Genomic DNA, 25,804 nt, shown 5'->3' with positions numbered 1-25,804 from the left:
GACATTTAGGGTATGAAATTCAACCGTCTTTCTTTTATTTCGGCGGTGGTGATGACGCTCGCCATCACCTGCATCGTGATGATTTTCGACTTCATCAAGGATGTGGATACTACGTTTGATACGGGTTTGCTTTTTCTTATCAGTATTTTGCTTATTTTTTCGATTAACTATATTGGGGTGGACTATTTGTTCAATTACTATGCCCGTAACGAAATTCGGCGGCTTACGGATGATTTGCCTCAAAAGTTTTTTGACAATACCGACAATGTGGGCTTCAAGGAGCTCTCCGAACATCTTAACCGCAGTGCTTCCGAGATTGATATGATTAAGGAGATGGAGGGGTATCGAAAGGAGTATATTGGTAATGTTTCGCATGAGCTTAAAACGCCTCTTTTTTCCATTCAGGGGTATATAGAAACGCTTAGGGATGGTGCGGTGGACAATCTTTCCATTCGGGATAAATACCTGGAGCGAATCGGGATTTCGGTGGAGCGGCTTATTGATATTGTGAACGATTTGGATATGATTAACCGTTTTGAGGCTGGGGAAATTAAACTCAATATTACTCGTTTTGATATCAATCAGCTTGTGCGGGAGGTGTTTGATTTGTTGGATCTGGATGCCCAGAACAAAAATGCATTCATGAATTTGCAGAGTGCTGAGTCTCAGTTGTTTGTTAAGGCCGATAAACAGAGGGTTTCTCAGGTTTTGATTAATTTGGTGTCCAATGCGATTCACTATGCCAACCGTCAGGAAGCCCGTATTGAGGTGCGGACTAGCGTGCTTCGGCATAAAGTGTTTATTGAGGTGGAGGATAATGGGATGGGGATTAAACCGGAGGTACTGCCTCGTATTTTTGAACGGTTTTACCGTGTGGAATCCAGTCGTAACCGAAGGGAGGGCGGCTCAGGATTGGGGCTGGCGATTGTGAAACATATATTGGAGGCGCATGGTGAGACGATCACGGTGGAGAGTACGTATTTGGAGGGGACAAAATTCAGCTTCATGCTCGAAAAAATGCCTTAAAATGGGGCAAAATTTAGTAAAATCTTTTTTAAATAAAAAGGCTTTTTTTTTTTCTTTGGGATTTTCCAATTGTTTTATATTTGCAGCCGAAACCGAAAACTTAATTTAAAACATAAAGTAAAGTAATGGTCTATAAAATCCGAGTTATTCTAGATGCTAAGGACGATATTTTTCGTGATATCGAGATTAAGGGGAAGCAAACGCTTTGGAATCTTCATTTGGGGATTAAAAGTGCATTTACTTTGTTGGGGGAGGAGCTTTCCACCTTTAATCTTTTGGAGGAAGATGGCACTGTAGTGAAGTCTGTTCCTTTGGAGGATATGAGTGATGATGGGGATGGCGAAATTATGTCCGATGTTTATATCGACGAGGTTTTCGAGAGTAAGGGGGATAGGGCTCAGTTTCAGTACGGGTTTTTGGATTTATGGGAGTTTTTCTGTGAATTGATAGAGATAAGTGATGAGAAGCCTGCGGTAAATTATCCGATTACGGTGTATCGTTTCGGGAACATGCCGTTGAAGGCTCCAGGAAAGAGCGGTTCGAAAATCAAGAAATCTCCGATTTCGATGATGGATGATGATTTTGCTTTTGGTGATGATTTTGACGGCGGCGATTTTGTTGAGGAAGAAGACTCGTTCGATGACGATGAAGTGGACGGCTATGGGGATGATGTTTTTGAAGAAGACGAAGATTAAAAATCGTAGAGAATTATAGCAAAGTACAAACCCTGATTTATTTCAGGGTTTTTTATTTGTGAGGGATTCTTCGCTTCGGAATTTGTAAATTTGTGAAAATATGTTGAACCAATGAAAAAGATTATTCTTTTGGCTGCATTGGGATTGGGGTTGGTGGCATGTGCGACCAATGCAAAGAGAACGACGGCAGCCGACAAAAAAAACACGACCTCTATGAAGCATCCTAAGGAGTGGAAAGCCACGACCAATATTTACGAAGTGAATGTCCGTCAATATACGCCCGAGGGAACGTTTAGGGCTTTTGAAGCGCATTTGCCCCGCCTGAAGGCTATGGGGGTAGAGACGCTTTGGTTTATGCCGATTACGCCAATTGCGCAAAAGAACAAGAAAGGTTCTCTTGGGAGTCCTTATGCGGCGCAGGATTATACGTCGATTAATCCGGAGTTTGGGACGATGGACGACTTTAAGCATTTGGTGAACAAGGCGCACGAAATGGGCTTTAAAGTGATTATAGATTGGGTGGCGAACCATACGGGATGGGATCATGTTTGGACGAAAACCCATCCGGATTTTTACCTTAAAGATCCTAAAACGGGGGATTTTCAGATTGCTTCGGGCATGGACGATATTATCGAATTGGATTATGCCAACCCCGAAATGCGGAAGGCGATGATTGAGGCTATGAAGTTTTGGGTTCGGGAGGCGAATATTGACGGGTTTCGTTGCGATTTGGCTTCTTGGGTAGAAGTTGATTTTTGGCAGCAGGCTCGTCCTGAAGTGGAGAAATTGAAGCCTTTGTTTTGGTTGGGCGAATTTGACGAGTTAGAACATCCGGATTACGGGAAGGTTTTTGATGCCAGTTACGTTTGGACGTGGATGCATAAGACCGAAGATTTCAATAAAGGGAAGGCTTCTTTTAGGGACTTAAAACAGTTGTTGCAACGTTATTCTGCCATTGGAGAGAGCTCGATGAGGGCTTGGTTTACATCCAATCATGACGAGAACACTTGGAATGGCACGGAATACGAGAAATATGGGGTTTTTGCAAAACCTTTGGCGGTGTTTTCCGTTACTTGGAATGGGGTTCCCCTAATTTACAATGCCCAGGAATTGCCTCTTAAAACCAAGCGGTTAGAGTTTTTTGAAAAAGATCCTATTCCGTGGAAAGAACGTGCGGAGTTGCATGATTTTTACAAAGCCCTTTTAACGCTTAAGTCTTCCAATCCTGCCCTTCGGGGCGGAGATCCGTCGGCAGAGACTATTTTGCTTCGCACTACGGCGGAAGATAAGGTTTTGGTTTACCTTCGTAAAAACGGCGAAAATGAAGTTTTGACGGTGCTTAATTTCTCTAAAGAACCTGTGGAATTTAGTGTTTCGGATGAGCGCTTGCAAGGGGTTTTCAGGGATGTTTTTTCATCTGGAGAAAGGGATTTTGGCCGTCATAAGGAATTTGTGCTGACGGTTTCCGGTTACGGGGTTTATCAGAAGTAAGGGTTCTCTGAACGGTAAATGATAATTTAAACGGCTGTTTTATTGCGAAATAGCCGTTTTTTATTTTTGGAGGTCTTTTCGTGGAAAGAATTTTGTATTTTTCTGCTCAAAATCGAAGAAGATGAAAATTTATACCAAGACCGGGGACAAGGGCGAAACGGGGCTATATGGCGGAACGAGGGTTTCCAAGGCTTCGGCAAGGGTGGAAAGCTATGGGGCGATTGATGAACTTAATGCTTTCCTCGGAATGGCTAAAAGCCGGTTGTCGGACGAAGAATTAAACCGTCAGTTGCAAAAAATTCAGTTTGATTTGTTTACGTTGGGCTCGGAGTCGGCTACTCCGTTGGATAAGTTGGTTTTGGCCAATGGACGCTCCCGCTTGCCGCTTACGATTTCCGAGACGGAAATTCGGATGCTGGAAGAGTGGATGGATGCGATGGATGCGAAGCTTCCTAAATTGCAGTATTTTATTCTTCCGGGCGGCGGAGAGGTTTCTTCCGTTATTCATGTGGCACGAACGGTCTGCCGTCGGGCCGAACGGGCGATGGTTGCTTTAGGCGAAATCGAGGAGGTCCGTCCGGAGTTGTTGAAATACCTCAATCGTTTGTCGGATTATCTTTTCGTGTTGGCGAGATATACGGCTCATTTGGAGGGCGAAGCCGAAACGTATTGGATTCCTAATCCCAAGCACTGAGAGGATGAAAGCGTTATTGTTTATTAATGGGAAGGCGCCTCGGGTTTGGCCCGATTTGGAAGGGTATGCTTTGGTGGCTTGTACGGATGGGGCTTTTCGTTATCTGGAGGCTTTGGCGTTTCCTTTGGCTCGTTTGGATTTTGTTTCGGGGGATTTTGATTCTTTGCCCGAAGCGGAACGTTTGGGGCGAGTTTATGATATTGAGGTGATTCCTACGCCGGATCAAGACAAAACGGACTTTCACAAAGCTTTGGAAATTTTATTTCAACGTGGGGTTTTACAAGTTGATGTGTATGGAGCGAGTGGTGGGGAGATGGATCATTTTTTGGGAAACCTCACGGTGGCTTTTGCTTTTCGGGAGAAGCTTGAACTCCGTTTTTTTGACGAGTATTCCACGTATTATTTCATCCCTGAAGAAGCTGAACTTAAAGGAGTTTATGGACGAACGATTTCGTTATATCCTTTTCCTGTGGCTCATAATGTAAGAACGGAGGGATTACGCTGGCGTCTTAACGGAGAAACGCTCGACCAAACCGTTCGGATTGGGACACGCAATATTGCGGAAAAAGAAACGGTGTCCATTGGGTATTCAGGGGGGAGTTTGTTGGTTTTTGTCGGAGAGGAGTAGCGCGTTTTAGATTTTTATCTTTCTCAGATTTATCAAAAAATCCCCTTTTGTTTTTTATGCAAAAGGGGATTTTTCGGAAGATTTGTTTTTGAGATGGAAGGGTTATTTTTTGTTTGTTTTGGTTTTGATGAATTCCCAAACCATCGGAAGCAGGGAAATCCCGATAATCCCAAAAATAACGGTCTCGAAATGATCTTTCACCACAGGCAGGTTGCCGAAGAAAAAGCCCAATAGGGTCAGTCCGAACACCCAAATAACTCCTCCGATGATATTGTAGCGGATAAAAGTGCCGTAGTTCATGGAGCCGATGCCGGCCACAAAAGGAGCGAACGTTCGGACAATGGGGACGAATCGTGCGATAATGATGGTTTTAGGGCCGTTTTTTTCGTAAAACTCTTGGGTTTGTTCGATGTATTTGGGGTTAACCATGGGCTTTCCTCGAAATTTCCAATTTAGTATTTTCAGCCCCACGTTTTTACCCAAAGTATAATTTAATGAATCGCCTAAAATAGCCGCGAGGGTCAGTAATCCCAATACAAGCCAAAGGTTCAGGCTGGCAGCTTCGCCTTGGGAACCTACAATTCCTGCGCAGAAGGTTCCAGCGGCAAAAAGTAGGGAGTCTCCGGGAAGAAAAGGCATGACAACCAGTCCGGTTTCAACGAAAATGATTAGAAAAAGAATCAGATAAATCCACACGCCGTAATCCACAATCATGGTATGGAGGTGCTGATCCAAGTGCAAAAAGAAATCCAAAACTGAATGAAGAAATTCCATAAAATATAAAATGATGATAAGTGCCGCAAAAATACAGATAATAATATTGGTATTAAAATCTCCCTTTTTAATATAAACTAAATTTAATGCTTTGGGATGGTATAGGCAGGTCTTTCTTGGCTTATGGGTTCGGATATTAAGCAATAATTTGTATTTTTACCCCAAAAACAGAATGTCCGAGACTATGCAGTTCTTAACCCCGAAGCAGAAGGCTTTAGCCATTAATTTAGATTCCAATGTGTATGGTACGTTTGCCGAGATCGGTGCCGGTCAGGAGACCGTTCGTCATTTTTTTCGCGCAGGCGGCGCTTCCAATACCATTGCGAAGGCCATGTCGGCTTATGATAAGGAGTACAGCAACGCCATCTACGGTCAGGAGGAGAAAAACCGTTTTGTGACCCAAACCCGTTTAAAGAAAATGCTCAGGCATGAGATTAAACTCATCAACGAGCGTTTGGATAATACCGATACGCCGAACCGCCGTTTCTTTTCGTATGCCAATACGGTAACCACGATTAACTATCATAAGACGTTTAAGGGACACGGTTGGGTCGGTTTGATGTTTCAGCATGAGCCGGGGGCGGAATACAGTGAGATTATTTTGCACATTCGTTTTAAGGAGAACGAATCGAGTTTGCAGCAGGAAACGTTAGGGAATTTGGGGGTTAATTTGATTTACGGGGCTTTTCACTTTACGGATAACCCTCGGAAACTCATCAAATCTTTGTACGACGATATTTCTGTGGATAAAATCGAAATTGATATGATTCATTTCGAGGGGCCGGCATTTCCTTATGTGGATAACAGGCTGATGTCTTTGCAACTTGTGAAAAAAGGGATGACGGATGCGGTTTTATTTAACTCACAAGGGCAAAATATGCTACCGGCGGACGTGCTTTATAAGAAAGACGTCTTTGCGGTAAGGGGCAGTTTTCGTCCGGTTACGCTGGTGAATATCGATATGTTCGAGAGCGGGTTGAAAATGTTTTTGGAGGATACGGGCGGTAAGCCGGAAGATACAGTGATTATTTTCGAAATCACGACGTTTAATCTTCGGGCAACGGGAAAAATCGACGAGAGGGATTTCTTGGATCGGGTGGATGTTTTGGCCAAATTGGGGTATAACGTAATGATTTCCAATTTCTCCGAATATTATCGTTTGGCGGAATATTTCAACACGTATAATACGCGTTATTTGGGGATTGCCATGGGGGTTAACAACCTGCTTATGGTTTTCGATGAGGCGTACTACAAGCATTTGTCCGGAGGGATATTGGAGGCGTTCGGTAAGTTTTTCCGAAAAGACATGAGGGTGTATCTTTACCCTTACAAGGATCCTGAAACGCATGAACTTTTAACCTCCAAGAATCTTAAGGTGGACGACAGCCTTAAAGAATTGTACAAATATTTTACTGCAAACCGTAGGATTGTGGACATTGAAAATTATAACCCGGGGTATTTGGAAATTTATTCTCGGGAGGTTTTGTCCAAGATCAGTAAACACGAGTCCGGATGGGAGTCTCAACTTCCCAAGGGCGTTGCCGAAGTGATTAAGGAACGAGGGCTTTTCGGCTATAAAGAACCTATTTTAATAAACGAACTATGACGGATTTAAAAAAAAGGCTGTCTTCCATTTTGGAAGGGTCGGCCACTGTAGAGGATAAACTTCATAAGGTTTGCTCTTTGCTCGATCAGGAAAAAGCGCATTACCATTGGACGGGATTTTATTTTAGAAACGGGGATCGGGAGGAATTGATTCTAGGCCCTTACGTGGGGGCACCTACCGATCATACGATTATTCCTTTCGGGCGAGGGATTTGCGGGCAGGTAGCGGTTTCCAACGAAACGTTTTTGGTTCCGGATGTGAGCCAAGCGTCCAATTACCTTTCTTGTTCGGTGGAGACCAAGGCGGAACTGGTGGTTCCGATTATTAAAGAAGGCGTGAATATCGGTCAGATTGATATTGATTCTCACTATTTGGATCCCTTTACGGAGGAGGATCGGGCGCTTTTGGAGTGGTTGTGTTCGGAGGTGGCGAAGATAATGCCGTCGGTTTAACAGAATGCTTTTTTAGAGACGGGGTAAATCTTGTCCATTTGATAAAAATCACGAACAACAAAAAGTCGGTGTTTGGCTAGCCAAACACCGACTTTGAAGTAAAAGAAGTAAAATTTAAAAGTATAAAAATTGTTTTTTGGGTTACACCTATTTTACTATTCGTTGGTTGTTTTTAGATACTGATCAATGAGGTCGAAAGCCTTTTTTTCGTCTTCCAAAGCCACTTTTAACTGGAGAGTGGTGGCGGTTGGGGTAGTGGTAAACATCAGGTATTTATTTTCGATGCAGGCTTCAATTCCGGCCTCTTCCAATTTGGATTTTATCAGTTGGATTTCTTGAGGTTTTTCACTTTCAAAAACCGATACTTTAGTTTTAATATCCATAGAATTCTCAATTATTTGCCCTAAAAGTACGATTTTTTTTCTAATTTCCTAAAATTTGCTTCAAAAATTATTCTTTAAAGACGCCTTTATTTTGTCGGTATCGGCCTTTCGGTTTTCAAAAAAAAGCGCTAAATTTGCGTCCATATGGACACCATGAGACCTTTTGACGATTTATCGGTAACTGTCGAGGCAGTTCATAATCATATTTATTTTATTTAGCGAAGTCTTTTCAGGCTTCGTTTTTTTTTAAAACCATTTTAGTTATGCTTACGATTTCGGATTTATCCACGGAAAAAATCATGACGCTTCTGGAGCAGGCACAAGCTTTTTCTGATGGAAAAACGGCAAAATGCCGTAAGGATGTTTTTGTTTCCAATCTTTTTTTTGAAAATAGCACCCGCACCAAGACAAGTTTTGACGTTGCAGAGCGGAAACTCGGGCTTCAGGTGGTTCCTTTTGATGCATCTACAAGTTCGGTAAACAAAGGCGAAACGCTTTACGATACGGTGAAAACTTTGGAAAGCATTGGGATTGATTTAGTGGTCATTCGCCATAGCCAGGATTTTTATTTTAGGGAGTTGAAGACGATTAACATTCCTATAATTAACGGCGGCGATGGTACGGGGAATCACCCTTCGCAGTCTTTGTTGGATTTGATGACGATTTATCAAGAATTCAAGAAATTTAAAGGCTTAAAGATAGGGATTGTAGGTGATGTTAAACACAGCAGGGTGGCTAACTCTAATGCAGAAGCATTAAGAAGACTTGGAGCAAAAGTTTATTTTTCGGGGCCGGAAGATTGGTTTGACGAAGCCGAATTTATCAACGGGACTTATCTGCCTATAGATACGCTTGTAAAAGAGGTGGATGTGGTGATGCTTCTTCGGATTCAGCACGAAAGACACGGCGAAAAAATGAAACTCTCGCTGAAAAAATACCATCAAAAATACGGTCTTACTAAAGAAAGGGCGTCCCAAATGAAGCCTTCGGCCATCATTATGCATCCCGCTCCTATCAATAGAGGAGTGGAGATAGATACGGATTTGGTGGAAAGCCCTCAGTCCAGAATATTCAAGCAGATGGAAAACGGGGTTTATGCCCGTATGGCGATTTTAAAAGACGCATTGGAAGAGCGAGGAGTGGCCTTCGATTAGAAGAAAGATATAAAAGTAAAAAGTATAAGTCTAAAAGTAAAAATGAAAAAGAAATTAATATTGGAGTCCGGGGACGTATTTCACGGCTACGGATTTGGTGCAAACCTTGAAACCGAAGGCGAAGTGGTTTTCAATACAGGAATGACGGGCTATCAGGAACTCATTTCCGACCCTTCGTATTGCGGACAAATGGTGTGTATGACCTATCCGCTTATCGGGAATTACGGTATCAATCGTGATGATTACGAGTGCATTGAGCCTTCCATTAAAGGGCTTATTGTGAAGGAGGTGTGCGATTTGCCTTCCAACTTTCGCTCTCAGATGGCTTTAGATGAGTTTTTCGGTAAAAAAGGCATTGCGGGAATTTCGGGGATTGATACCCGAAAACTGACCCGAATCATTCGCAATCACGGGGTGCTCAAAGGCAGAATCGTCGATATGGAGGCCGACGAAAACCAAATAATAGCCGAACTAAAAGCCCAATCGCTACCGACCAACCAAATCGAAACGGTATCGACCAAAACGCCTTTTTCTGCACCGGGGCGAGGGGTTAAAGTAGTACTAATCGACTTTGGAGCCAAGTTGGGAATCATTAGAGAATTGTCTCAAAGAAATTGCGATATTACGGTGGTTTCCCACGATACTACGGCCGAAGAAATCCTGCTAATGGCACCGGACGGCATTATGCTTTCCAATGGTCCGGGCGACCCGCAAGATGTGCCTCACGCTCACGAAACGGTAAAAAAACTTTTGGGTAAAGTGCCTATTTTCGGGATATGTATGGGGCATCAGGTGGTCGGTTTGGCTTGTGGAGCTAAAACGTTCAAACTGAAATTTGGGCATAGGGGAGGCAACCACCCTGTTTTGGATTTGAGAACCAATAAGGTGGCGATGACGTCCCAAAATCACGGCTACGCTATTGACCAAGAAAGCCTTAAAAATACAGATTTAGAAGAAACCCATATCGCTCTTAATGATAGAACCAACGAAGGAGTGCGTCATAAAAAATACCCTTGTTTTTCGGTGCAGTATCACCCCGAAGCCAGTCCAGGACCGGAAGATGCCAACTATCTGTTTGATGAGTTTGTGGAGATGATGAAAGAATGGAAAAAACAATAGTTATAAATAAACAAAAATGAGAATAATAATAGCATTAGTATTCCTTTTAGGAACTTCTTTTCAAGGTTTTGGACAAACCAAGAATTCCTATTTGTATAAGGGAATGATGGGCGGTAAAACGTCAGTCACCATGTACCTGCAATCGGAAGATAACGGATGTACAGGGGATCTTTATTATATGGGAATGTACAGCTATGGGAGGGATAAGTGGATACAACTGGCGATAAACAACAATGACAGGAATCAATTTGTTTTGGTGGAGGAAGGGCTCACTGGCGTACTGATGTTGCAAAGAACAAAAAAAGGTTTTAGTGGTTTGTGGATCAGCCCTGATACCCAAAAGCAATTAAAGGTGGAGTTGGTTCAAGAGAAACTTCAGCCTAAAGAAAAGGAAGTTTACGAGCAAAAGTTAGAAAACTTGAATTACGAAAATAACGATTGTTAGTATTTGTAAACTTTAATGGCCTTTACATTCTAATAAAAATGAAAAGAGCAGAGCTAAAAACAATTTTGGTAATAGGTTCAGGACCTATTATCATTGGTCAAGCCGCCGAGTTTGATTATTCGGGGATGTAGGTGTGTCTTTTCTAAAAGAGGAAGGCTACTGCGTGGCACGGTAGCCGTAGGGGTAAAGTCGCTGAATGTCGCCTGCACAGAATCGTTCCCGAAAAAGTTTGAAACCCAATAAGGCGGGATAAAATGATAGGGTTTTATTTAGAATAGATATAAATTGCGAGGAGAGTGTAATATTTTCCTTTCTTATTTTTTTATATTAGCAAAGTCGATGATTTATTGAATTTTTATCGGCAAAATGAGGGGAATGGTTTGATGTTCGTGGTTGCGATGAGGGTATCGTGAAAATTTTAAGAAAAAATCTAATAAATAAAAAATGTTATGCTAAAAAGAATGATTAAGACCTTGCCGTTGTTGGCGTTCGGGTTGGTTTATTCGCAGTCGATGGAGGTCGTTTACGAAAGGGCGGTGAAATTTGATGAGGCGAAAATTGCCCAGCTACCGCCTGAGATTCAAGCCCGGATAAAAGCAAATTCCCAAAAAAATGGTTATGTGCTTAAAATTGCCGGAGGGCAGTCTTCCTTTCAGCCGTTGGACAATCTCACGGACCCGGTTACAAAATCCAATGTAACGGAGGGAGGCAATAAGATTTCGACGACCACGATGAAAACGCAAAAATACGATGTGTATAAAAACCTTGAGGATAAGACGGTTTTGGTGGATACCGAGTTGGGGTTTAAGCCTTACGCCATTGTGGATAAGCTGCCGGATTTAAAATGGGAGATTACCGACGAGAAAAAAGAACTGGACGGCTATCCCATTCAAAAAGCGGTGGGCAACTACAACGGACGAGAGGTTGTGGCTTGGTTTACCGATAAAATCGGGGTTCCCGAAGGACCGGATGTTTATCAGGGGTTGCCGGGGCTTATCATGCGTTTGGAAAGCGGAAGCGTGGTTTACACTGTATCGAAGGTCAAATCGGATGAAAACCTGAAAATTGTACGCCCAACGAAAATTGGGGAGCAAATCACTTTCAACAAATATTGGGAGTTGCGAAAGGAGAGAGAAAGTAACTTCAAAAATTCGGTTGAGACCAATGGAAATACGACTACTACCAGAAGGGTTATACGCCTTAACTAAAAATAACGGTCTGAAAAAACTGAAAACCCTTGTCCTTTTGTTGATGGGGGTTTTTGTTTACGGACAAACTTCGGTCAAACTATCGGTTTTGGAAGACGCAACGGGAAAGCCCGTTGCTGTGGCCATTTGTCAGATTAAGAAAAACAACCGTATTGTTGCTTACGGCAATACCGATGCTTCGGGGGGGCTTCAGTTGTCTTTGGAAACCGCCGAATTGGGCGATTATACCGTCAAGGTAACCAAATCGGGGTACGAACCTGTGGAAAAGCCTGTTACTTCCGCTTTTATGGAAATTAAAATGAAGCCTAAAACAACGGAAATAAAAGAGGTCGTTATAAAGAACACGCAGATTTTTAAAGTGAAAAAAGACACTATTTCCTTTAATATTGAAGCTCTAAAGGACGGAAATGAAAGGAAGCTGAAAGACCTTATCCAAAAAATGCCAGGGTTGGAAATTGAAGAAGGAAAGGTGAAATACAAAGGACAATCCGTGGGCAACGTATTGGTTGAGGGGCAGGAGTTTTTCGGGCAGAGGCATCAGATGGCCACGGATAATATTGAGGCTTCGGCGATAAAAGGTTTGGACCTTATCGAAAATTATACGGCAGACGACGGAACGGTTCGTTCGGCACTCAACGTGAAACTGAAAGACGGTTACAAAAACAAATGGGTAGGGAATTTGGAAGCAGGAGGCGGTTTGGAAAAGCGTTACTTGGGGCATAATAATTCGTTTCTGTTCAAGAAAAACGGGAATATCGCTTTGATTACCGATGTTAATACCATAGCAAAAGCCCCGATTTCGGTGATGGACTATCTCGAATTCAAAGAAGGGAATAAAATTTCCAAGGAGGGGACGTACAGCTTTCAGCTTCCCGGTTTTTTGGAAGATAATTCAAGCGTTAAAGACAAGCAAAATCAGTTTGTGGCTTTTCAAGTTAATCAGAAGTGGGGGAAGTTGCGGTTTAAGTCGTATTCCCTTTTAAATTTCAGCCAACAGGAGAAATTCAATTTTGCCGAAAAAGTATTTTTTTTAGATACGGGCAATGTCCAAACTTCGGAATTTGACAAAGACCACGGCAACGACTTTTTTTTGCATACCAAAAATACGTTGCATTACCCCTTCGGCAACGACCATTTTATTTACTACGATTTTGTGAGTAATCCAATGACTGAAAATTCGGCGAGAACCTTGTCGCGTTCGTTTCCAAGCCTTATGACGCAAGAGGTGACTCAAAATAGGAAAAATAAAGATTTCAATTTTGGGCAGAACCTTAAATACCAGCTGCCGGTCTTCCAGAATACCCACTTGGCGTTGGAAGCAAATCAAAACCGCATTTCCGAAAGACGTTTTTTAGGCATTAATTCCAATCAGAATTTGTTTGGAATAGGTGATAATGTGCTTTTTCAACATTCTCATTTGCGGAGTGAGGACTATCGGCTGGCATTAGCCCTTGAACATAAAACCGAGATCCAAACCTATAAGGTGGGGGCGGAATTTAGGCGGCAAGAGGCTGCTTTGGATATTTCCGGGAATGAAGTGAGTATTTTTAGAAACTATCACATGCTGAGCGGAAACTGGAAAAGGCAATGGGGCTACCATTGGCAAAGCACGATTGATCTCGATTTGGTCAATGCCGATAATCGGGTTAATGCCAAAGATTTTCGTTTTTTTCGTTTGGAGCCGAAAGTCTCAGTGGTTTATCAGGCCAATAACTTGGGCAAATTTGCGGCGGGGTCTTCTTTGGGGCATCGGCAGCATTCCGTTTGGGAGTTGTTTCCAGAGGTGAATATCATCGATTACCAACAAATCCGCTCCTCAAGCATAGAGTGGAGGAGTTATGTGAAAATACTCAACATAAACCTTAATTATTCAAAATTTAATCCTGCCAATGGTAGTGCTTGGTTTGTAGGGTATCATTTTAACAAAGATATAAATCCGGCTTCAACGGACGTTATCAATCAGTTACTGTGGCAAAATACATCTCAAATTGTTGCCAATGACGCCCAAAAGCACAGCTATTTTTTAACTTATGATTTTAGGTTCAAAACACTTCCGCTTTTGGTAAAAACCAAGACCAATGGTGCTTTCAGTGCGTTTTCAAACTGTATCAACCAAAAAGATAATGTTTCCCAAACCGCTACGGTGCAATGGAGTCAAAATGTGTTTTCCAGATTTAAAAATCCGCTGTTTCAATTTGAATTGGGCTACCTTCTGAATTGGGTTTCGTTTCGGCAGAGTTTTAACGGGAGTCATACCAAGCAGTTCAATTACCATTTGACCTTGAAGGTTAAAGGCAATGCCGAGGAAAGGTGGTATTGGAATGTGGGGTTCGATTACATTAGCCAGTCTGCCCTCGAAAATCGCAACAATCTGTTTACCGTAAACCCTGAAATTAGATTTAAACCACGGCAATCGAATTTTGAAATTTCACTTTTGGGCAATAATATTTTTAACCTTAAAGAGCGAAAATTACTACTGTCGTCCCAATCGCCGTATGCAAGTCAAATGACATATATCAGCGGTTTTCCGGGTTATTTGGCTATGGTGTTTAAATATTCGTATTAATTTCGTATTTTTGCAGGCAATGAAAGGAATGGCAGATTATCTTTTGGAGCAAAAGTTTAAACGTATATTTTAAAAAATACGGAGTCTTCGGGCTTCGTATTTTTTTTGCTAAAAATGAAAGTCAAAAATTAAATTTATCATAAATCTAAAATCAGTAAATCTCGTAAAAATGAAAAGAACAGACATAAAAACGATTTTAGTGATTGGCTCAGGACCAATCATTATCGGACAAGCTGCCGAGTTTGATTATTCAGGAACTCAGGCGTGTCTTTCCCTAAAAGAGGAAGGCTACCGCGTGATACTCATCAACTCCAATCCCGCCACGATAATGACTGATGTAGAAATAGCCGATAAAGTCTATATCGAGCCTATCTCTTTGGAATTTGTCAGCCAGATTATTCGCAAGGAAAGACCCGATGCCTTGTTGCCAACGCTGGGCGGACAAACAGGGCTTAATATGGCGGTAGAATTAGAAAAATCAGGGATACTGGAAGAGTGCAAAGTAGAAGTTTTAGGAACGAAACTTTCGGCGATTAACCAAGCCGAAGACCGGGATTTATTCCGTGAACTGATGCGAGAACTCGGAGAGCCGGTCCCGGAATCGGATATTGTCAATACGGTAGAACAAGCCCTTAACTTTGCTAATACGATTGGCTATCCGGTCATTGTTCGCCCTGCCTTCACGATGGGCGGAACGGGGGGGGGTATCGCTTCCGATGAAACAGAGCTTAAAGAAATTGTAGCGAATGGGCTTAAATACAGCCCCGTAACCCAATGTTTGATAGAGAAATCCATTGCAGGATTTAAAGAGATAGAGTACGAAGTGATGCGTGATGCCAACGATAACGCCATTGTGGTCTGTAATATGGAAAACATAGACCCCGTGGGCGTACATACAGGCGATTCTATTGTGGTCGCACCTTCGCAGACGCTTTCGGATAGAGAGTATCAACTGTTGAGAAACGCCTCGCTGAAGATTATTAGAGCTTTGGGGATTGAGGGCGGCTGTAATGTCCAGTTGGCTTTAGACCCACATTCGTTCAATTATTATATCATCGAGGTTAATCCAAGAGTATCCCGTTCTTCGGCGTTGGCGAGTAAGGCAACGGGCTATCCAATTGCCAAGATAGCGGCTAAAATAGCGGTGGGGCTTACCTTAGACGAAATTATGAACCCCGTTACGGGCAAAACTTATGCGTGTTTTGAACCGGCATTAGACTATGTGGTTACCAAAATCCCAAGATTTCCATTTGATAAATTTGAAACGGCCGACCGCCGCCTTTCCACTCAAATGAAAGCCACAGGCGAAGTAATGGCGATTGGGCGAAACTTCGAGGAGTCTTTACAGAAGGCTATTCGCTCGTTGGAGACAGGCATCAGACACTTAGGATTAAAAACCAAACAAGCGGCACAGCTTACGCCAGAAGAAATCGAAAGACGCATCAAAATTTGCGATGACGAGCGATTGTTTATCATTGGAGAGGCTTTGAGAAGAGGCTACGATTGGGAGCAAATTGTAGAATGGAGCAAGATTGATAAATTCTTCATTTGGAAACTTAAAAAACTGGTGGACTTTGAGAAAGTCATTGCCGAAAATAAATTCAATGCCGAAACGCTTAAAGAAGCTAAAAAGTTAGGCTTCTCGGATTTAAACATTGCACACCTTTGGGGCGTTACCCAGAGGGAGGTTTTCAATTTCCGAAAAGAAAACGCCATTATGCCAGTCTATAAAATGGTAGATACTTGTGCGGCAGAGTTTGAGAGCGAAACGCCTTACTTCTATGGTACTTACGAGGAGGAAAACGAAAGCGTAGTAACGGAAAAAGAGAGTATTGTGGTCTTAGGTTCAGGACCTATCCGTATTGGGCAAGGGGTGGAGTTTGACTATGCTACTGTGCATTCCGTTTGGGCGATTAAAGAGATGGGCTACGAAGCCATTATCATCAACAACAATCCCGAAACCGTATCCACCGATTTCTCTATTTCGGATAAACTTTACTTTGAACCGCTCACAGAGGAAGATGTGATGAACATTATCGAACTTGAAAAACCTAAAGGAGTGGTGGTTCAGTTCGGCGGACAAACCGCAATTAACTTGGCGGATAAGCTATCGGTTCATGGGGTTAAAATTTTAGGAACTTCTTTGGAAGATTTAGACCGTGCAGAAAACCGAGATAAATTTGAAAAAGCCCTTCAGGAGTTGGGTATTCCTCAACCTTTGGGTAAAACTTCGACTTCCAAAGAGGAGGCGATTGCCATTGCGAATGAGATTGGCTATCCTGTTTTGGTGCGTCCGAGCTATGTATTGGGGGGTAGGGCGATGGAGATTGTCTATACCGAGCAAGAGCTTACCCATTATATGGAACACGCCGTAGATGCCAGCCCAGAACACCCTGTACTTATAGACCGCTATGTAACGGGCAAAGAGGTAGAGGTAGATGCCATTTCTGATGGTGAAACGGTGGTAATTCCAGGGATTATGGAGCATATCGAAAGGGCAGGGGTACACTCTGGCGACTCTATTGCGGTGTATCCGCCACAAAATCTTACGGAAAAACAAATCCACGATTTAGAAGACTATACTATACGATTAGCGAAGGGGCTTAATGTCGTGGGATTGATGAACATTCAGTATGTGATAGACCAAAGCGGAGAGGTGTTTGTGATTGAGGTCAATCCTCGTTCCTCCAGAACGGTGCCTTTCCTCTCTAAAATTACCGATGTGCCTATGGCAAACCTTGCCACTAAGGCGATATTGGGCAAATCTTTAGCCTCGCAAGGTTATACTAATGGGCTCGTGCCGAATAAGGACGGCGTTTTTGTGAAAGTACCAGTATTCTCGTTCTCTAAACTGACTAAAGTGGATATTTCTTTAGGACCAGAGATGAAATCCACAGGTGAAGTGATGGGGAAAGATGTTACCTTAGAAAAAGCCCTTTATAAGGGAATGATAGCTGCAGGTAGAAAAGTGCCAACCCACGGAGCGATACTCTTTACGGTAGCAGATAAGCACAAAGAGGAAGCGGCTGTTTTTGCGAGGAGGTTCCACGAGGTAGGCTTTAGAATCTGGGCAACGGAAGGAACGGCGAAATACTTTGAAGCTAAAGGTATACCAGCCAAAATAGGCTATAAGATAGGCGAGGAGGAAGTGAATTTGATAGACCTTATCCAAAAAGGAAAAGTGCAATATGTGGTTAATACCACTACCATAGGTAAGAAAACGGAGCGAGATGGGTTCCAGATTCGCCGTATGTCGGTAGAAAATGGGGTGCCTTGCCTCACTTCTATGGATACGGTGGAAGCTATCCTAAAGGTGATTGAGTCGATGAGCTTCAAGATGCAGGCAATGTAAAATAATATTAAATTAAATCTTAAGAACATGAAAAAAATAATGGTGGCGTTGGCTTTAGGCGCTTTTTTGTGGGGGCAGGCTCAGTATGTACTGCCTGCGGCCAGTCCCAGAGTAAAAACGGAGCAACAATTTTCAATTTCTAAAATCATTGTGGATTACGGACGTCCCGGCGTAAAAGGCAGAACGGTTTTCGGTGGATTAGTTCCTTACGGTAAGGTTTGGCGGGCCGGGGCGAATGCTTCGACCAAAATCACCTTCGGTCAGGCGGTGGATTTTGGAGGGCAAGAGGTTTCTGCGGGGACTTACGGGCTTTTTATTATTCCGGAGGAGAAGGAGTGGACGCTCGTTCTTAACAAGGATTTCCAGCAGTGGGGGGCTTATGCTTACGACGAGAAGCAGGATGTGGTTAGAGTGAAGGTTCCGGTTCGTCGATTGGATGCTTTGCAGGAGTGGTTTACGATTGAGGTGGAACCTTCGGGAGAACATGCCGTCGAGTTGGTAATGGCTTGGGAGCGTTCGTCCGTAGGGGTTTCTGTGAAGGCTTCGGGGCAGCCGTCTGTGGATCGGATTGTGGATAAACTAAAGGAGATTCGCCAAATCGAGAGAGAAAAAAAGTAGACCGTTTAACGGTTGGCCTGTCGGAGGTTTATCGGCAGTTTAGAGGGCCGCTGAACTTCTGACGACAGGCTCTCTTTTGATGAAAATAATTAAAAAAGTCGGAACCGATTTATCGGTTCCGACTTTTTTTGAAAGTTAAAATTCAATGGTTGGAGTTATTTTTTTTCCGTAAACTCGATTTGTTCGTTTAGTTTGGCTATTCGGGATTCGTATTTTTTTATTTCGTTTTCCATCTTGGCTATTTTACTTGCGCTGGCATTCGTTTTTTTGTTGGCACGTTCGGCATTTTTCATGGCTTTAGCGGTTTTTTCGGCTTCCTTAGCGTTGCTTCGGGCATCCTGATCGGAAGAGAAAGAAGAACTTTGTTTAGAGGCACTTCGATTGGCTTTATTGGCTTCTTCGAGGTACTTTTCGTAGGAGTTTCTTTCTTTGTTGAGTTTTATTTTTTGGTTGTTGAGTTTGGTGTTGAGTTTTAAAAGCTCTTTTCGGGCTTTTAGTTCTTTAATGTCGGTGGTATTTTGGGCGTAACTTACTGTGGAAGAAGCCAAAGCGAACAAAATAGCGAAAGAAAGAAATAATTTTTTCATGCGTTTTTAAGGTTTATTTTAATAATAAGTCAAAAAATCGTTCAAAAATAGAAAAAAATGAATCTTATTGTGGCATTAAGGCTGAAAAACGGGAATGTTTTTTTGAGGGCGCTATTTTTCAGGAGCTAAATGTTTATTTTTGTAGCACTTATAATGGATTGAAAACGATTTCTGATGAAAAAGAATTTTATAACGGGATTATTGGTTTTTCTTACGGCTTTTTGTTCTGCCCAATCGTTTATTAAGGTGTATGGGGCGGGCGACCGTCGTCCGTTGGCTGGGGCAACCATTGCTTGTAACGGAAAGATTGTTGCCAAAACCGATGCTTCGGGGGAAGCTAAATTCCGTACCAAATGCCGTCAGGTGGAAGTTCGGGCCAAGGGGTATTACGAGGACGATGTTTTGGTGGATAAGGTGATGGAAGCGACTTTGGCAAAGGAAGATCCCAAGACGGCAAGCATTGCGAAAATCGTATTGGCGGATAAAAGCGACGAGAGGGCTTTGGCAATTTTAGAAAAGGTGAACGAGCACTATGCCCAAAATCTACCTACGAGTTTGCCTTCGTATTCGTATAAATCGTATGAAAAAATTTCATTGGATTTGGATCGGGACAGTATTGATTATTATGATGCTTTTGTAACCCGTCGGATAGATTCGCTGGGGAAATTACCGGTTAAGAATCAGACGGAGAAGAAGCGGAAGGACTCCTTGGAGACCCAAAAGGTGATGAAATTGGTAGCCAAAAGTTCTTTGTTTATATGGGAAAAAGCTCAGGAGTACAAGTTTTCGGCAAAATACGGCGAGAAAATTTTGGTTTTGGATAACAAGGTTTCGGGGTTGAACGATCCGGTTTACGAGATGATGACGATCCGCAGTAACCGCTTGACTCCGCCTCGGGAAATTCGTCCCGAAAACCGTAGTTTGTACCGTTTTTTCTTGACGGATACCCTTGAGATTGACGGTCGCAAAAATTATGTGATCCGTTTTCGTCAGGTGAATTACAAAACTCCCGTTAACCGGAAAAAATACAACGGCTATCTTTATGTGGATATGCAGACCTACGGTTTGAAAAAAATAGAAAGCAACAGTCGTGTGAAGAATGAAGGCAGCCTTACCAGTATTTGGATTCCGGTGGAGGGGAAATGGTTTCTTCATAAAGAATCTTTGAAACTTAAGGCGGGGAATATGGCTTTCAATCAAACGGCGGAAGGCGATAAAGAAGCTAAAACGGAGGGCAAGCGTCGTTTTGGGTATTATATTTACCGTACGACAGACTATTTTGATTACCAAACTCCGATTGAAGAAAAGTCTTCGGATTTTAAGGGCTATACGATGAGGGTGGAAAATGCGGACGGGCGTTTGTTGGAGCAGTATCGAACCGAACCGCTTACTGCCAGGGAGCAATTTAGTTACGAAAAAATAGATAGTTTGGGACAGAAATACCGTTTGGATACTAAGGCGAAGTTTTTTACGGGATTACTAAAAGGGAAAATTCGCTTGGGACAGGTGGATTTGGATGCGGGGCAGGTTTTCAAATACAATGCTTTTGAAGGCTTTCGACTAGGGGCGGCATTTTCCATGAACGAGAGATTTCATCGCTATGTTTCTCCTAGAGCTTATTTGGCGTACGGTTTTAAGGACGGACGTTTAAAATACGGCTTGGGCTTGGAAGCAAAAACCACTTTGGAAAAAACTTCGGTTTTTAGTGCGGATTACTATAATGATGTGGTTTCGGCGGGGCGTTTCCGTGAAGATTTGTGGAATTTCCGTATGAAGATGATGAACTCCGGCGTGGAGCTTAAAAATAATCGTTTTTATGGGTTTGAAGGCTTTCGCTTGGCGTACGAAAACGATTTGAGCAATGCTCTTACCATGAAGGTTTCGCTTTACAGAAACAGGGAGAAGGCTTTTTTTGACTACGATTACAAAGGTTTGGGGCGTGAGTTTACCGTTTTTGCTCCTGTGGTTACTTTTAAATATTCTCCCAATTCTAAAAACATCATGACCCCTTCGGGAAAGTTTACTTACGAGCAAAGTTTTCCTGAGGTTTATTTCAGTTACGAACGGGGGATGAAGTTTTGGCAAGGGGACTTTGCATACAACAAGGCGGATTTGTTGGTGGCACATCAGGTCAAAACCAAACTGGGGCAAACGGGGCTTCGGGCTTATGCGGGGTGGCTTTCGGGCGAATCTCCGATATGGCGTCATTTTCAGATGAACGGGCTTGGCGCCGGAGACGGGCGGTTGAATTTTAATCTGACGTCCTATTTGGGGTTTGCCACTATGGAGGCGGGGAAATATTATAGCGATAAATTCGCGGGGTTTTATTTAACGCACCGTATTCCTTGGTATTTTAAGAGTTTGGGGCAGAATGCTTCGAGCTTCGATTTGGTTTACCGAGGGATTGGCGGTAACATGAGTCGTCCCGAGTCGCACCGTTTTACTTTCAGCACCTTGGATCATTTTTATCAAGAAGTGGGATTGGAGTGGAATAACTTCCTAAGCACCAAATTTAACTTGGGCTTTTTCTACCGTGTGGGGCATTATCACACGCCAAATTTCAAGGAGAATTTTGCCATTCAGTTGAAACTTAATTTTTTAGGATTTTAGTTTTTGGAGGAAATCGGGATAGGGGTGCTTTCCGAGGTCTCGTTTTTCTTGTAGAGGTGTTTTTCCGACCAATCGATAATTTCGTTGATGATGGGCAGAATTTCCCTTCCTTTTTCCGTGATGTTGTAATGGAAGACGAGTTTGTTTCTTTTGCTTCGGGTCTTGGTCAGAAGATTCAAAAAGGTCATTTTTTCGAGTCTGTTACTCAGGGTGTTGCTTGCAATCCCTTCTTCCATTTGGGAAAGCTCTTTAAAAGTGGTTTTGTTCTTCAGGCCTATATCGCGCAGGATAAGGAGCGTCCATTTGTCTCCGAAAACATCCAGACTTCGGCATAGGGGGCATTTGGATCGGTACTTTATCATGTTTTTAACGTAATTTCATTTTAACAAATTTATGATATTTATCTTAAATATTATTTAATTTAAAGGTAAATTTAATGATTAATTTTATCAGTATGGTCGAAAAGTTTAGTTAATACTTTAATAATAGGAGTAAATTTTTAAAGTGATTTAAAATGAAAAGAAATTAGTTTGACTCTTCGAAATGAGAGCCGAAAAGGCGGATTGGGGTTCATTAATCGCTTAAATTAGCTGGTAATCAGATTGAAACGAGTCCAAAGGTCGGATTTTGCAAAAAGCGGAAGCCTCCATTTCTGCCGAACGAACGGGTAAGGAGTCAAAAGGAAAAAACGTTTATTTTCTTTCTTTTTCCCACCAAGGTGCGTAAGTTCGGGTGTCGTCTTGCCAGTTGATTTTTTCTCCTATTTTGGGGAATAAAATTCTTAAATTTTCCTTATTCTGTGTCTGTATTTGCTTCATTGGAGCCTCCCAAGAGTGGGTGGAAAGTTTGAATTTACTGTTGTGTACGGGAATCATTCTTTGGGCATTCAGGTCTTTCATGGCTTGGATTTGTTCTCCGGGAAGCATGTGGATGTAGCGCCAGTCTTCATGGTACTGTCCGTTTTCTAAAATTGCGAGGTCAATGTGGGGATGGCGCTCTCCGATGGATTTGAAGTGAGTGCCGTAGCCGCTGTCGCCCCCGATATAAAGGGTTTGGGTTTTTGTATTTAATACGAAACTGCTCCACAAGGCTTGATCGCGTTTAAATCCGCGACCCGAAAAATGGCGGGCGGGTTCGGCTTGAATGCGGAAATGGGGTTCGGGGGTGGCTTTTTCGTACCAGTCCAATTCGATGATGTTTTGGGCAGGATACCCCCAATATTCCAAGTGTTCTCCCGTACCTAATCCCGTGATGATTCGTTTTACTTTTGGAAACAAGGCGGTAACGGTGTTGTAATCCAGGTGGTCCCAATGGTCGTGGGTAATGATGAGATAATCCAATTCGGGGAAATCATCGGGTTGGTAAAGGTCTGTGCCCTGGAAAGCTTTGGTGTTGAATGAAAAAGGAGAGGCATAGCCACTAAAAACCGGATCGACGAGAATTTTGAGACCGTCCACTTGAAGAAAATAGGACGAATGCCCCATCCAGACGTAAACGTTTTCTTCGACGGATATTCTTTTCAAGTCGGTTTTTTCAAAATGGAATGGCTTTCGAGGGCTACTTTGATCGGATTTTCCAAAGAGAAAACGCCAAAAAACCTTAACCAAAGAGGTGTTTTCGCTCAGTTGCGGCGTGGGTTCCAAATTTTGGAAACTTCCGTTTTTATAGTGTGGCGATTTTTTTATTCTTTCGAGCCGTTTTCCGCCCGGGGCTTTTCCGAACTTCGGTTGGCTCATCACGAGATAGCCGATGAGAGGGGTAAGAACGGTTAGGGCAATCAGGGCAAGGCCTAAAATTTTGAGTAGCTTCATAGGGGCAAAGGTAGGGGTAAAGTAGAGAAATCAAAAATCCTGAGGGATATCAGGCTCTGAAACTGGTTTGGTATCCTAAATATGCCTAACTTTATGGAAACTAAAAACATAAAGCTATGCATGACAATGTGATTGTAAAAGAAAAGGTGAATGCACCAGTGGAGAAAGTTTGGGCCGCTCTTACGGATAAAGGGGCCATGAAAGAGTGGTATTTTGACATTCCTGATTTTGCTGCCGAGCCGCATACCGAATTTGGTTTTTGGGGAGGAGGCATCAAGGCGGGTCAGCACCACCATTGCGAAATACTGGAAGTGGATGCCTGCCGGAAACTGAAATACAGTTGGGCTTATCCCGAGATTTCCAAAGAAAAAACGATAGTGAAATGGGAACTTGAGTCCGAAGCTGAGGGTACCGTGGTTACCCTGACGCACAAGGGGCTTGAAAATTTGGAACATTTAGGGCTTGAGTTCAATCATGAAAGTTTCGAAAAAGAATGGAAGGGCATCGTAGGAAAACTAAAAGCCTTTGTCGAAAAATAATTCTGAAAACCCAAACGATGAATAAAAGGGCTTGCCGATAGTGCAGCCCTTTTGTCTTAACGGCTTAACTTTTGTCTTTTCCCGATTTTTACGTGGTGTTTCCCGTAAATTTGGTTTCAAATTGTTATTTTTGAACCCGATTTATTTTTAATAATCCAATGAAAAAACGTTTTCTTCTACCGTTCTTTGCGTTTGTCGTCCTTTCGTCTTGCAATAACGACAAGCAGATTCTCAACCGTCTTAACGATTATAACCTTACGATGGAGAGTAAGGGCTACCATTATGGGGAGGCCATTACGCTTCCCGAGGACGTAACCAAAAACGCCCAAAGCATTTCCATTAGTTTCGGGGATAAGGAAACCTCTGATTTGGTAATTGATCCTAAGTTTTTTACGCTGGGGGACAATGCGGTTACTTTCAACATCACCAAGAGCAACGGAGAGGTTTTGCAACAGGATGCAACCATTAACGTCTATGCTAAAAACCCCGAAGCCTCTTTGGGGTATACTATTGTTAAGGAATACCCTCACGATGTGAATAATTTTGTCCAAGGCTTTGAGCTGGAAGGGGATATCGTGTACGAGAGCGACGGCCAGCAGGGCAGTTCCCAAATTCTAAAATATCGCTTGGGCGAAACCAAACCTCTTGCGGTAACGCCTCAGCCTGCGGAATATTTTTCGGAAGGGCTGGCCATTGTAGGGGACAAAGTGTACCAGTTGACTTGGCTTAATAAGAAAGGGTTTGTTTATAATAAATCGGATTTGAGCCTTATTCGGGAATTTCCTTACCCTAACGTTATGGGCGAAGGCTGGGGACTAACGTACGACGGCAAAAACCTGATTGCTTCCGACGGAACCAAAAATCTCTATTTTTTGGACGTGGAAGATCCTTCCAAATTGGTACGTTACGTGTCGGTGGCGGGGCATACCCAAGCGTTTGATAAGCTTAACGAACTGGAATACCATAACGGTTATATTTACGCGAACGTTTGGCAACAGCCGATTATCCTCAAGATTAAACCGGACACGGGCGAGGTGGTTGGTAAGTTCGATTTTACCGCGTTGGCGCAGAAACACACCAAGGGCAGTGACGATGTGCTTAATGGGATTGCCTTTAAAGGTGAAAACATGTTGGTTACGGGAAAAAATTGGCCGGTGATTTACGAAGTGGCAATCCGTTAATAAAAAAGACTATTGAAAAAATGACGTTTTTGGCGTCATTTTTTTATTTTTGACGAGATGAAGAAATGGTTTGTTTTTTTGGGGGTAATTTTGGTTTGCGGTGTTTTTCGTTCGCAGAAGGTTTTGCCTTTGGCGGCTCTTCCCTTGACGGAATCGTCGGAAGTTTATGCGGACGATTATCTCAATACTTACCTCTACGAAAAGCAGAACTTTAGTTTTACCAAGTACGATGTTTCGGGAAAGGTGGTGGGACGTCAGATGTTTACGGTGCCTTTTGCGGTTCGTAGCGTAACCAACCCGCTCAAAGTGGTGTTGTTCTCGCAGAGTGCGCAGGAAATTCGTTTTTTGGATGCCTACCTTAATGAAGTCCAGCGTCTGAGTGTCGGGCGTTTTGGTTTTATCAGTACGGTTTATACGGAGGATTTGCAACAGGTGTGGCTCTTGGACGACAGTGAAAAACGTTTGATTCAGTATAATTTTCGGGAAGACCGGGTGATTAATTCGTTTCCTTTTTTTATCGGGTATCACGATCTTCGGGATTTTTTGGTTTACGAGGGAAAGGTGTATGTTTTGACGGAAGATTTTTTGAGAGGGTATACTTTTTCGGCAGAAAAAATTTGTGAAATTCAAATTGACGGGGCTACGCGTTTGGTTCGGAAAGGCGCGGCTATTTTCGTGGTTTCCGACTCAGGTTTATTTCGGTTAGATTCGAATAATCAACAAGCGGCAACGCTGGTAAAAAAAGAGGAAGGAAAAATTGTGGATAAAAATTCCTCGGCATATTTTGTTCTCACGGAGGGGAAGCTCTATCTTTACCCCTTGGAAAATTAAGGCGATTTTAGGAGAGAGGTTCTCCGCCTATTTT

The 25,804-nt window shown here is 42.8% G+C and carries 23 protein-coding genes and 1 pseudogene; 19 read left to right on the top strand and 5 right to left on the bottom strand.

Annotated features, from left to right (window positions below; all coding sequences use genetic code 11):
- Positions 1–12 precede the first annotated feature (12 nt).
- The 5 genes from VQ048_RS03680 to VQ048_RS03660 all read left to right on the top strand — a co-directional run bounded on the left by VQ048_RS03680 (position 13) and on the right by VQ048_RS03660 (position 4,534).
- Entirely contained in the window at positions 13–1,026 is a 1,014-nt protein-coding gene (locus VQ048_RS03680; protein ID WP_327610333.1) for a sensor histidine kinase, read from the top strand.
- Positions 1,027–1,151: 125 nt separating this feature from the next.
- Positions 1,152–1,721, top strand: coding sequence for an IS1096 element passenger TnpR family protein (locus tag VQ048_RS03675; protein WP_327610332.1), 570 nt, complete (start codon positions 1,152–1,154; stop codon positions 1,719–1,721).
- A 111-nt stretch (positions 1,722–1,832) separates the two neighbouring features.
- Positions 1,833–3,212, top strand: a complete 1,380-nt coding sequence (locus VQ048_RS03670; RefSeq protein WP_327610331.1) for an alpha-amylase family glycosyl hydrolase — start codon at positions 1,833–1,835, stop codon at positions 3,210–3,212.
- A gap of 121 nt (positions 3,213–3,333) precedes the next feature.
- The gene (locus tag VQ048_RS03665; protein WP_327610330.1) at positions 3,334–3,906 is read left to right on the top strand and encodes a cob(I)yrinic acid a,c-diamide adenosyltransferase; all 573 of its coding nucleotides are present in this window, start codon (positions 3,334–3,336) and stop codon (positions 3,904–3,906) included.
- 4 nt (positions 3,907–3,910) lie between these two features.
- On the top strand, positions 3,911–4,534 hold the full coding sequence (locus VQ048_RS03660) for a thiamine diphosphokinase (RefSeq protein ID WP_327610329.1): 624 nt from the start codon (positions 3,911–3,913) through the stop codon (positions 4,532–4,534).
- A 102-nt stretch (positions 4,535–4,636) separates the two neighbouring features.
- Here VQ048_RS03660 and VQ048_RS03655 read toward each other — a convergent pair whose 3' ends face one another.
- Entirely contained in the window at positions 4,637–5,308 is a 672-nt protein-coding gene (locus tag VQ048_RS03655; protein ID WP_327610328.1) for a DedA family protein, read from the bottom strand.
- 172 nt (positions 5,309–5,480) lie between these two features.
- Here VQ048_RS03655 and VQ048_RS03650 point away from each other — a divergent pair, with 172 nt between their 5' ends.
- Positions 5,481–6,914 carry a TonB-dependent receptor gene (locus tag VQ048_RS03650; protein WP_442872808.1) on the top strand — a complete coding sequence of 478 codons (1,434 nt, stop codon included), beginning with the start codon at positions 5,481–5,483 and terminating at the stop codon, positions 6,912–6,914.
- Positions 6,911–7,366 (top strand): XrtF-associated fRMsr-like GAF protein, encoded by a 456-nt coding sequence (locus VQ048_RS03645; protein ID WP_327610326.1) that lies wholly within the window; start codon positions 6,911–6,913, stop codon positions 7,364–7,366. The genes VQ048_RS03650 and VQ048_RS03645 overlap by 4 nt, the downstream gene beginning before the upstream one ends.
- 155 nt (positions 7,367–7,521) lie before the next feature.
- On the opposite strand, the gene VQ048_RS03640 is transcribed toward VQ048_RS03645, so the two are convergent.
- Positions 7,522–7,749: a DUF2007 domain-containing protein gene (locus tag VQ048_RS03640; RefSeq protein WP_327610325.1), complete on the bottom strand. Its 228-nt coding sequence runs from the start codon at positions 7,747–7,749 to the stop codon at positions 7,522–7,524.
- Positions 7,750–8,012: 263 nt separating this feature from the next.
- Here VQ048_RS03640 and VQ048_RS03635 point away from each other — a divergent pair, with 263 nt between their 5' ends.
- From VQ048_RS03635 to VQ048_RS03605, 8 genes and pseudogenes are all read left to right on the top strand, one after another.
- Complete coding sequence (locus VQ048_RS03635) at positions 8,013–8,903, top strand: aspartate carbamoyltransferase catalytic subunit (RefSeq protein ID WP_327610324.1); 891 nt, start codon at positions 8,013–8,015, stop codon at positions 8,901–8,903.
- Between the two features lie 42 nt (positions 8,904–8,945).
- On the top strand, positions 8,946–10,022 hold the full coding sequence (carA, locus tag VQ048_RS03630) for a glutamine-hydrolyzing carbamoyl-phosphate synthase small subunit (RefSeq protein WP_327610323.1): 1,077 nt from the start codon (positions 8,946–8,948) through the stop codon (positions 10,020–10,022).
- 16 nt (positions 10,023–10,038) lie between these two features.
- Positions 10,039–10,467, top strand: a complete 429-nt coding sequence (locus tag VQ048_RS03625) for a hypothetical protein (RefSeq protein WP_327610322.1) — start codon at positions 10,039–10,041, stop codon at positions 10,465–10,467.
- 38 nt (positions 10,468–10,505) lie between these two features.
- Positions 10,506–10,592 (top strand): annotated as a pseudogene (locus VQ048_RS12935) (carbamoyl phosphate synthase preATP-grasp domain-containing protein); the annotation flags it as partial.
- A gap of 336 nt (positions 10,593–10,928) precedes the next feature.
- Complete coding sequence (locus VQ048_RS03620) at positions 10,929–11,675, top strand: GLPGLI family protein (protein WP_327610321.1); 747 nt, start codon at positions 10,929–10,931, stop codon at positions 11,673–11,675.
- Positions 11,632–14,241, top strand: coding sequence for a hypothetical protein (locus VQ048_RS03615; protein ID WP_327610320.1), 2,610 nt, complete (start codon positions 11,632–11,634; stop codon positions 14,239–14,241). The genes VQ048_RS03620 and VQ048_RS03615 overlap by 44 nt, the downstream gene beginning before the upstream one ends.
- 169 nt (positions 14,242–14,410) lie before the next feature.
- The gene (gene carB, locus VQ048_RS03610; RefSeq protein ID WP_327610319.1) at positions 14,411–17,593 is read left to right on the top strand and encodes a carbamoyl-phosphate synthase large subunit; all 3,183 of its coding nucleotides are present in this window, start codon (positions 14,411–14,413) and stop codon (positions 17,591–17,593) included.
- Between the two features lie 27 nt (positions 17,594–17,620).
- Positions 17,621–18,211, top strand: a complete 591-nt coding sequence (locus VQ048_RS03605; protein WP_327610318.1) for a DUF2911 domain-containing protein — start codon at positions 17,621–17,623, stop codon at positions 18,209–18,211.
- Between the two features lie 155 nt (positions 18,212–18,366).
- Here VQ048_RS03605 and VQ048_RS03600 read toward each other — a convergent pair whose 3' ends face one another.
- Positions 18,367–18,798 (bottom strand): hypothetical protein, encoded by a 432-nt coding sequence (locus VQ048_RS03600; protein WP_327610317.1) that lies wholly within the window; start codon positions 18,796–18,798, stop codon positions 18,367–18,369.
- A gap of 174 nt (positions 18,799–18,972) precedes the next feature.
- Here VQ048_RS03600 and VQ048_RS03595 point away from each other — a divergent pair, with 174 nt between their 5' ends.
- Entirely contained in the window at positions 18,973–21,408 is a 2,436-nt protein-coding gene (locus VQ048_RS03595) for a DUF5686 family protein (protein ID WP_327610316.1), read from the top strand.
- Here VQ048_RS03595 and VQ048_RS03590 read toward each other — a convergent pair.
- Positions 21,405–21,770: a winged helix-turn-helix transcriptional regulator gene (locus VQ048_RS03590; protein ID WP_327610315.1), complete on the bottom strand. Its 366-nt coding sequence runs from the start codon at positions 21,768–21,770 to the stop codon at positions 21,405–21,407. The genes VQ048_RS03595 and VQ048_RS03590 overlap by 4 nt on opposite strands.
- A 330-nt stretch (positions 21,771–22,100) precedes the next feature.
- A complete protein-coding gene (locus tag VQ048_RS03585) occupies positions 22,101–23,219 on the bottom strand; it encodes an MBL fold metallo-hydrolase (protein WP_327610314.1) in 1,119 nt (372 codons plus the stop codon).
- Between the two features lie 116 nt (positions 23,220–23,335).
- On the opposite strand from VQ048_RS03585, the gene VQ048_RS03580 reads away from it, so the two are divergent.
- From VQ048_RS03580 to VQ048_RS03570, 3 genes are all read left to right on the top strand, one after another.
- On the top strand, positions 23,336–23,758 hold the full coding sequence (locus VQ048_RS03580) for an SRPBCC family protein (RefSeq protein WP_327610313.1): 423 nt from the start codon (positions 23,336–23,338) through the stop codon (positions 23,756–23,758).
- Between the two features lie 158 nt (positions 23,759–23,916).
- Positions 23,917–24,939, top strand: coding sequence for a glutaminyl-peptide cyclotransferase (locus VQ048_RS03575; RefSeq protein ID WP_327610312.1), 1,023 nt, complete (start codon positions 23,917–23,919; stop codon positions 24,937–24,939).
- A gap of 57 nt (positions 24,940–24,996) precedes the next feature.
- On the top strand, positions 24,997–25,770 hold the full coding sequence (locus VQ048_RS03570) for a hypothetical protein (RefSeq protein ID WP_327610311.1): 774 nt from the start codon (positions 24,997–24,999) through the stop codon (positions 25,768–25,770).
- Positions 25,771–25,804 lie beyond the last annotated feature (34 nt).

Origin of the sequence: Bergeyella anatis (assembly GCF_036016955.1) — a bacterium.
Taxonomy (GTDB): Bacteria; Bacteroidota; Bacteroidia; order Flavobacteriales; family Weeksellaceae; genus JAYWXI01.
The sequence above is the reverse complement of the archived record's forward strand: the minus strand, read 5'-3'. Positions and strand labels throughout refer to the sequence as shown.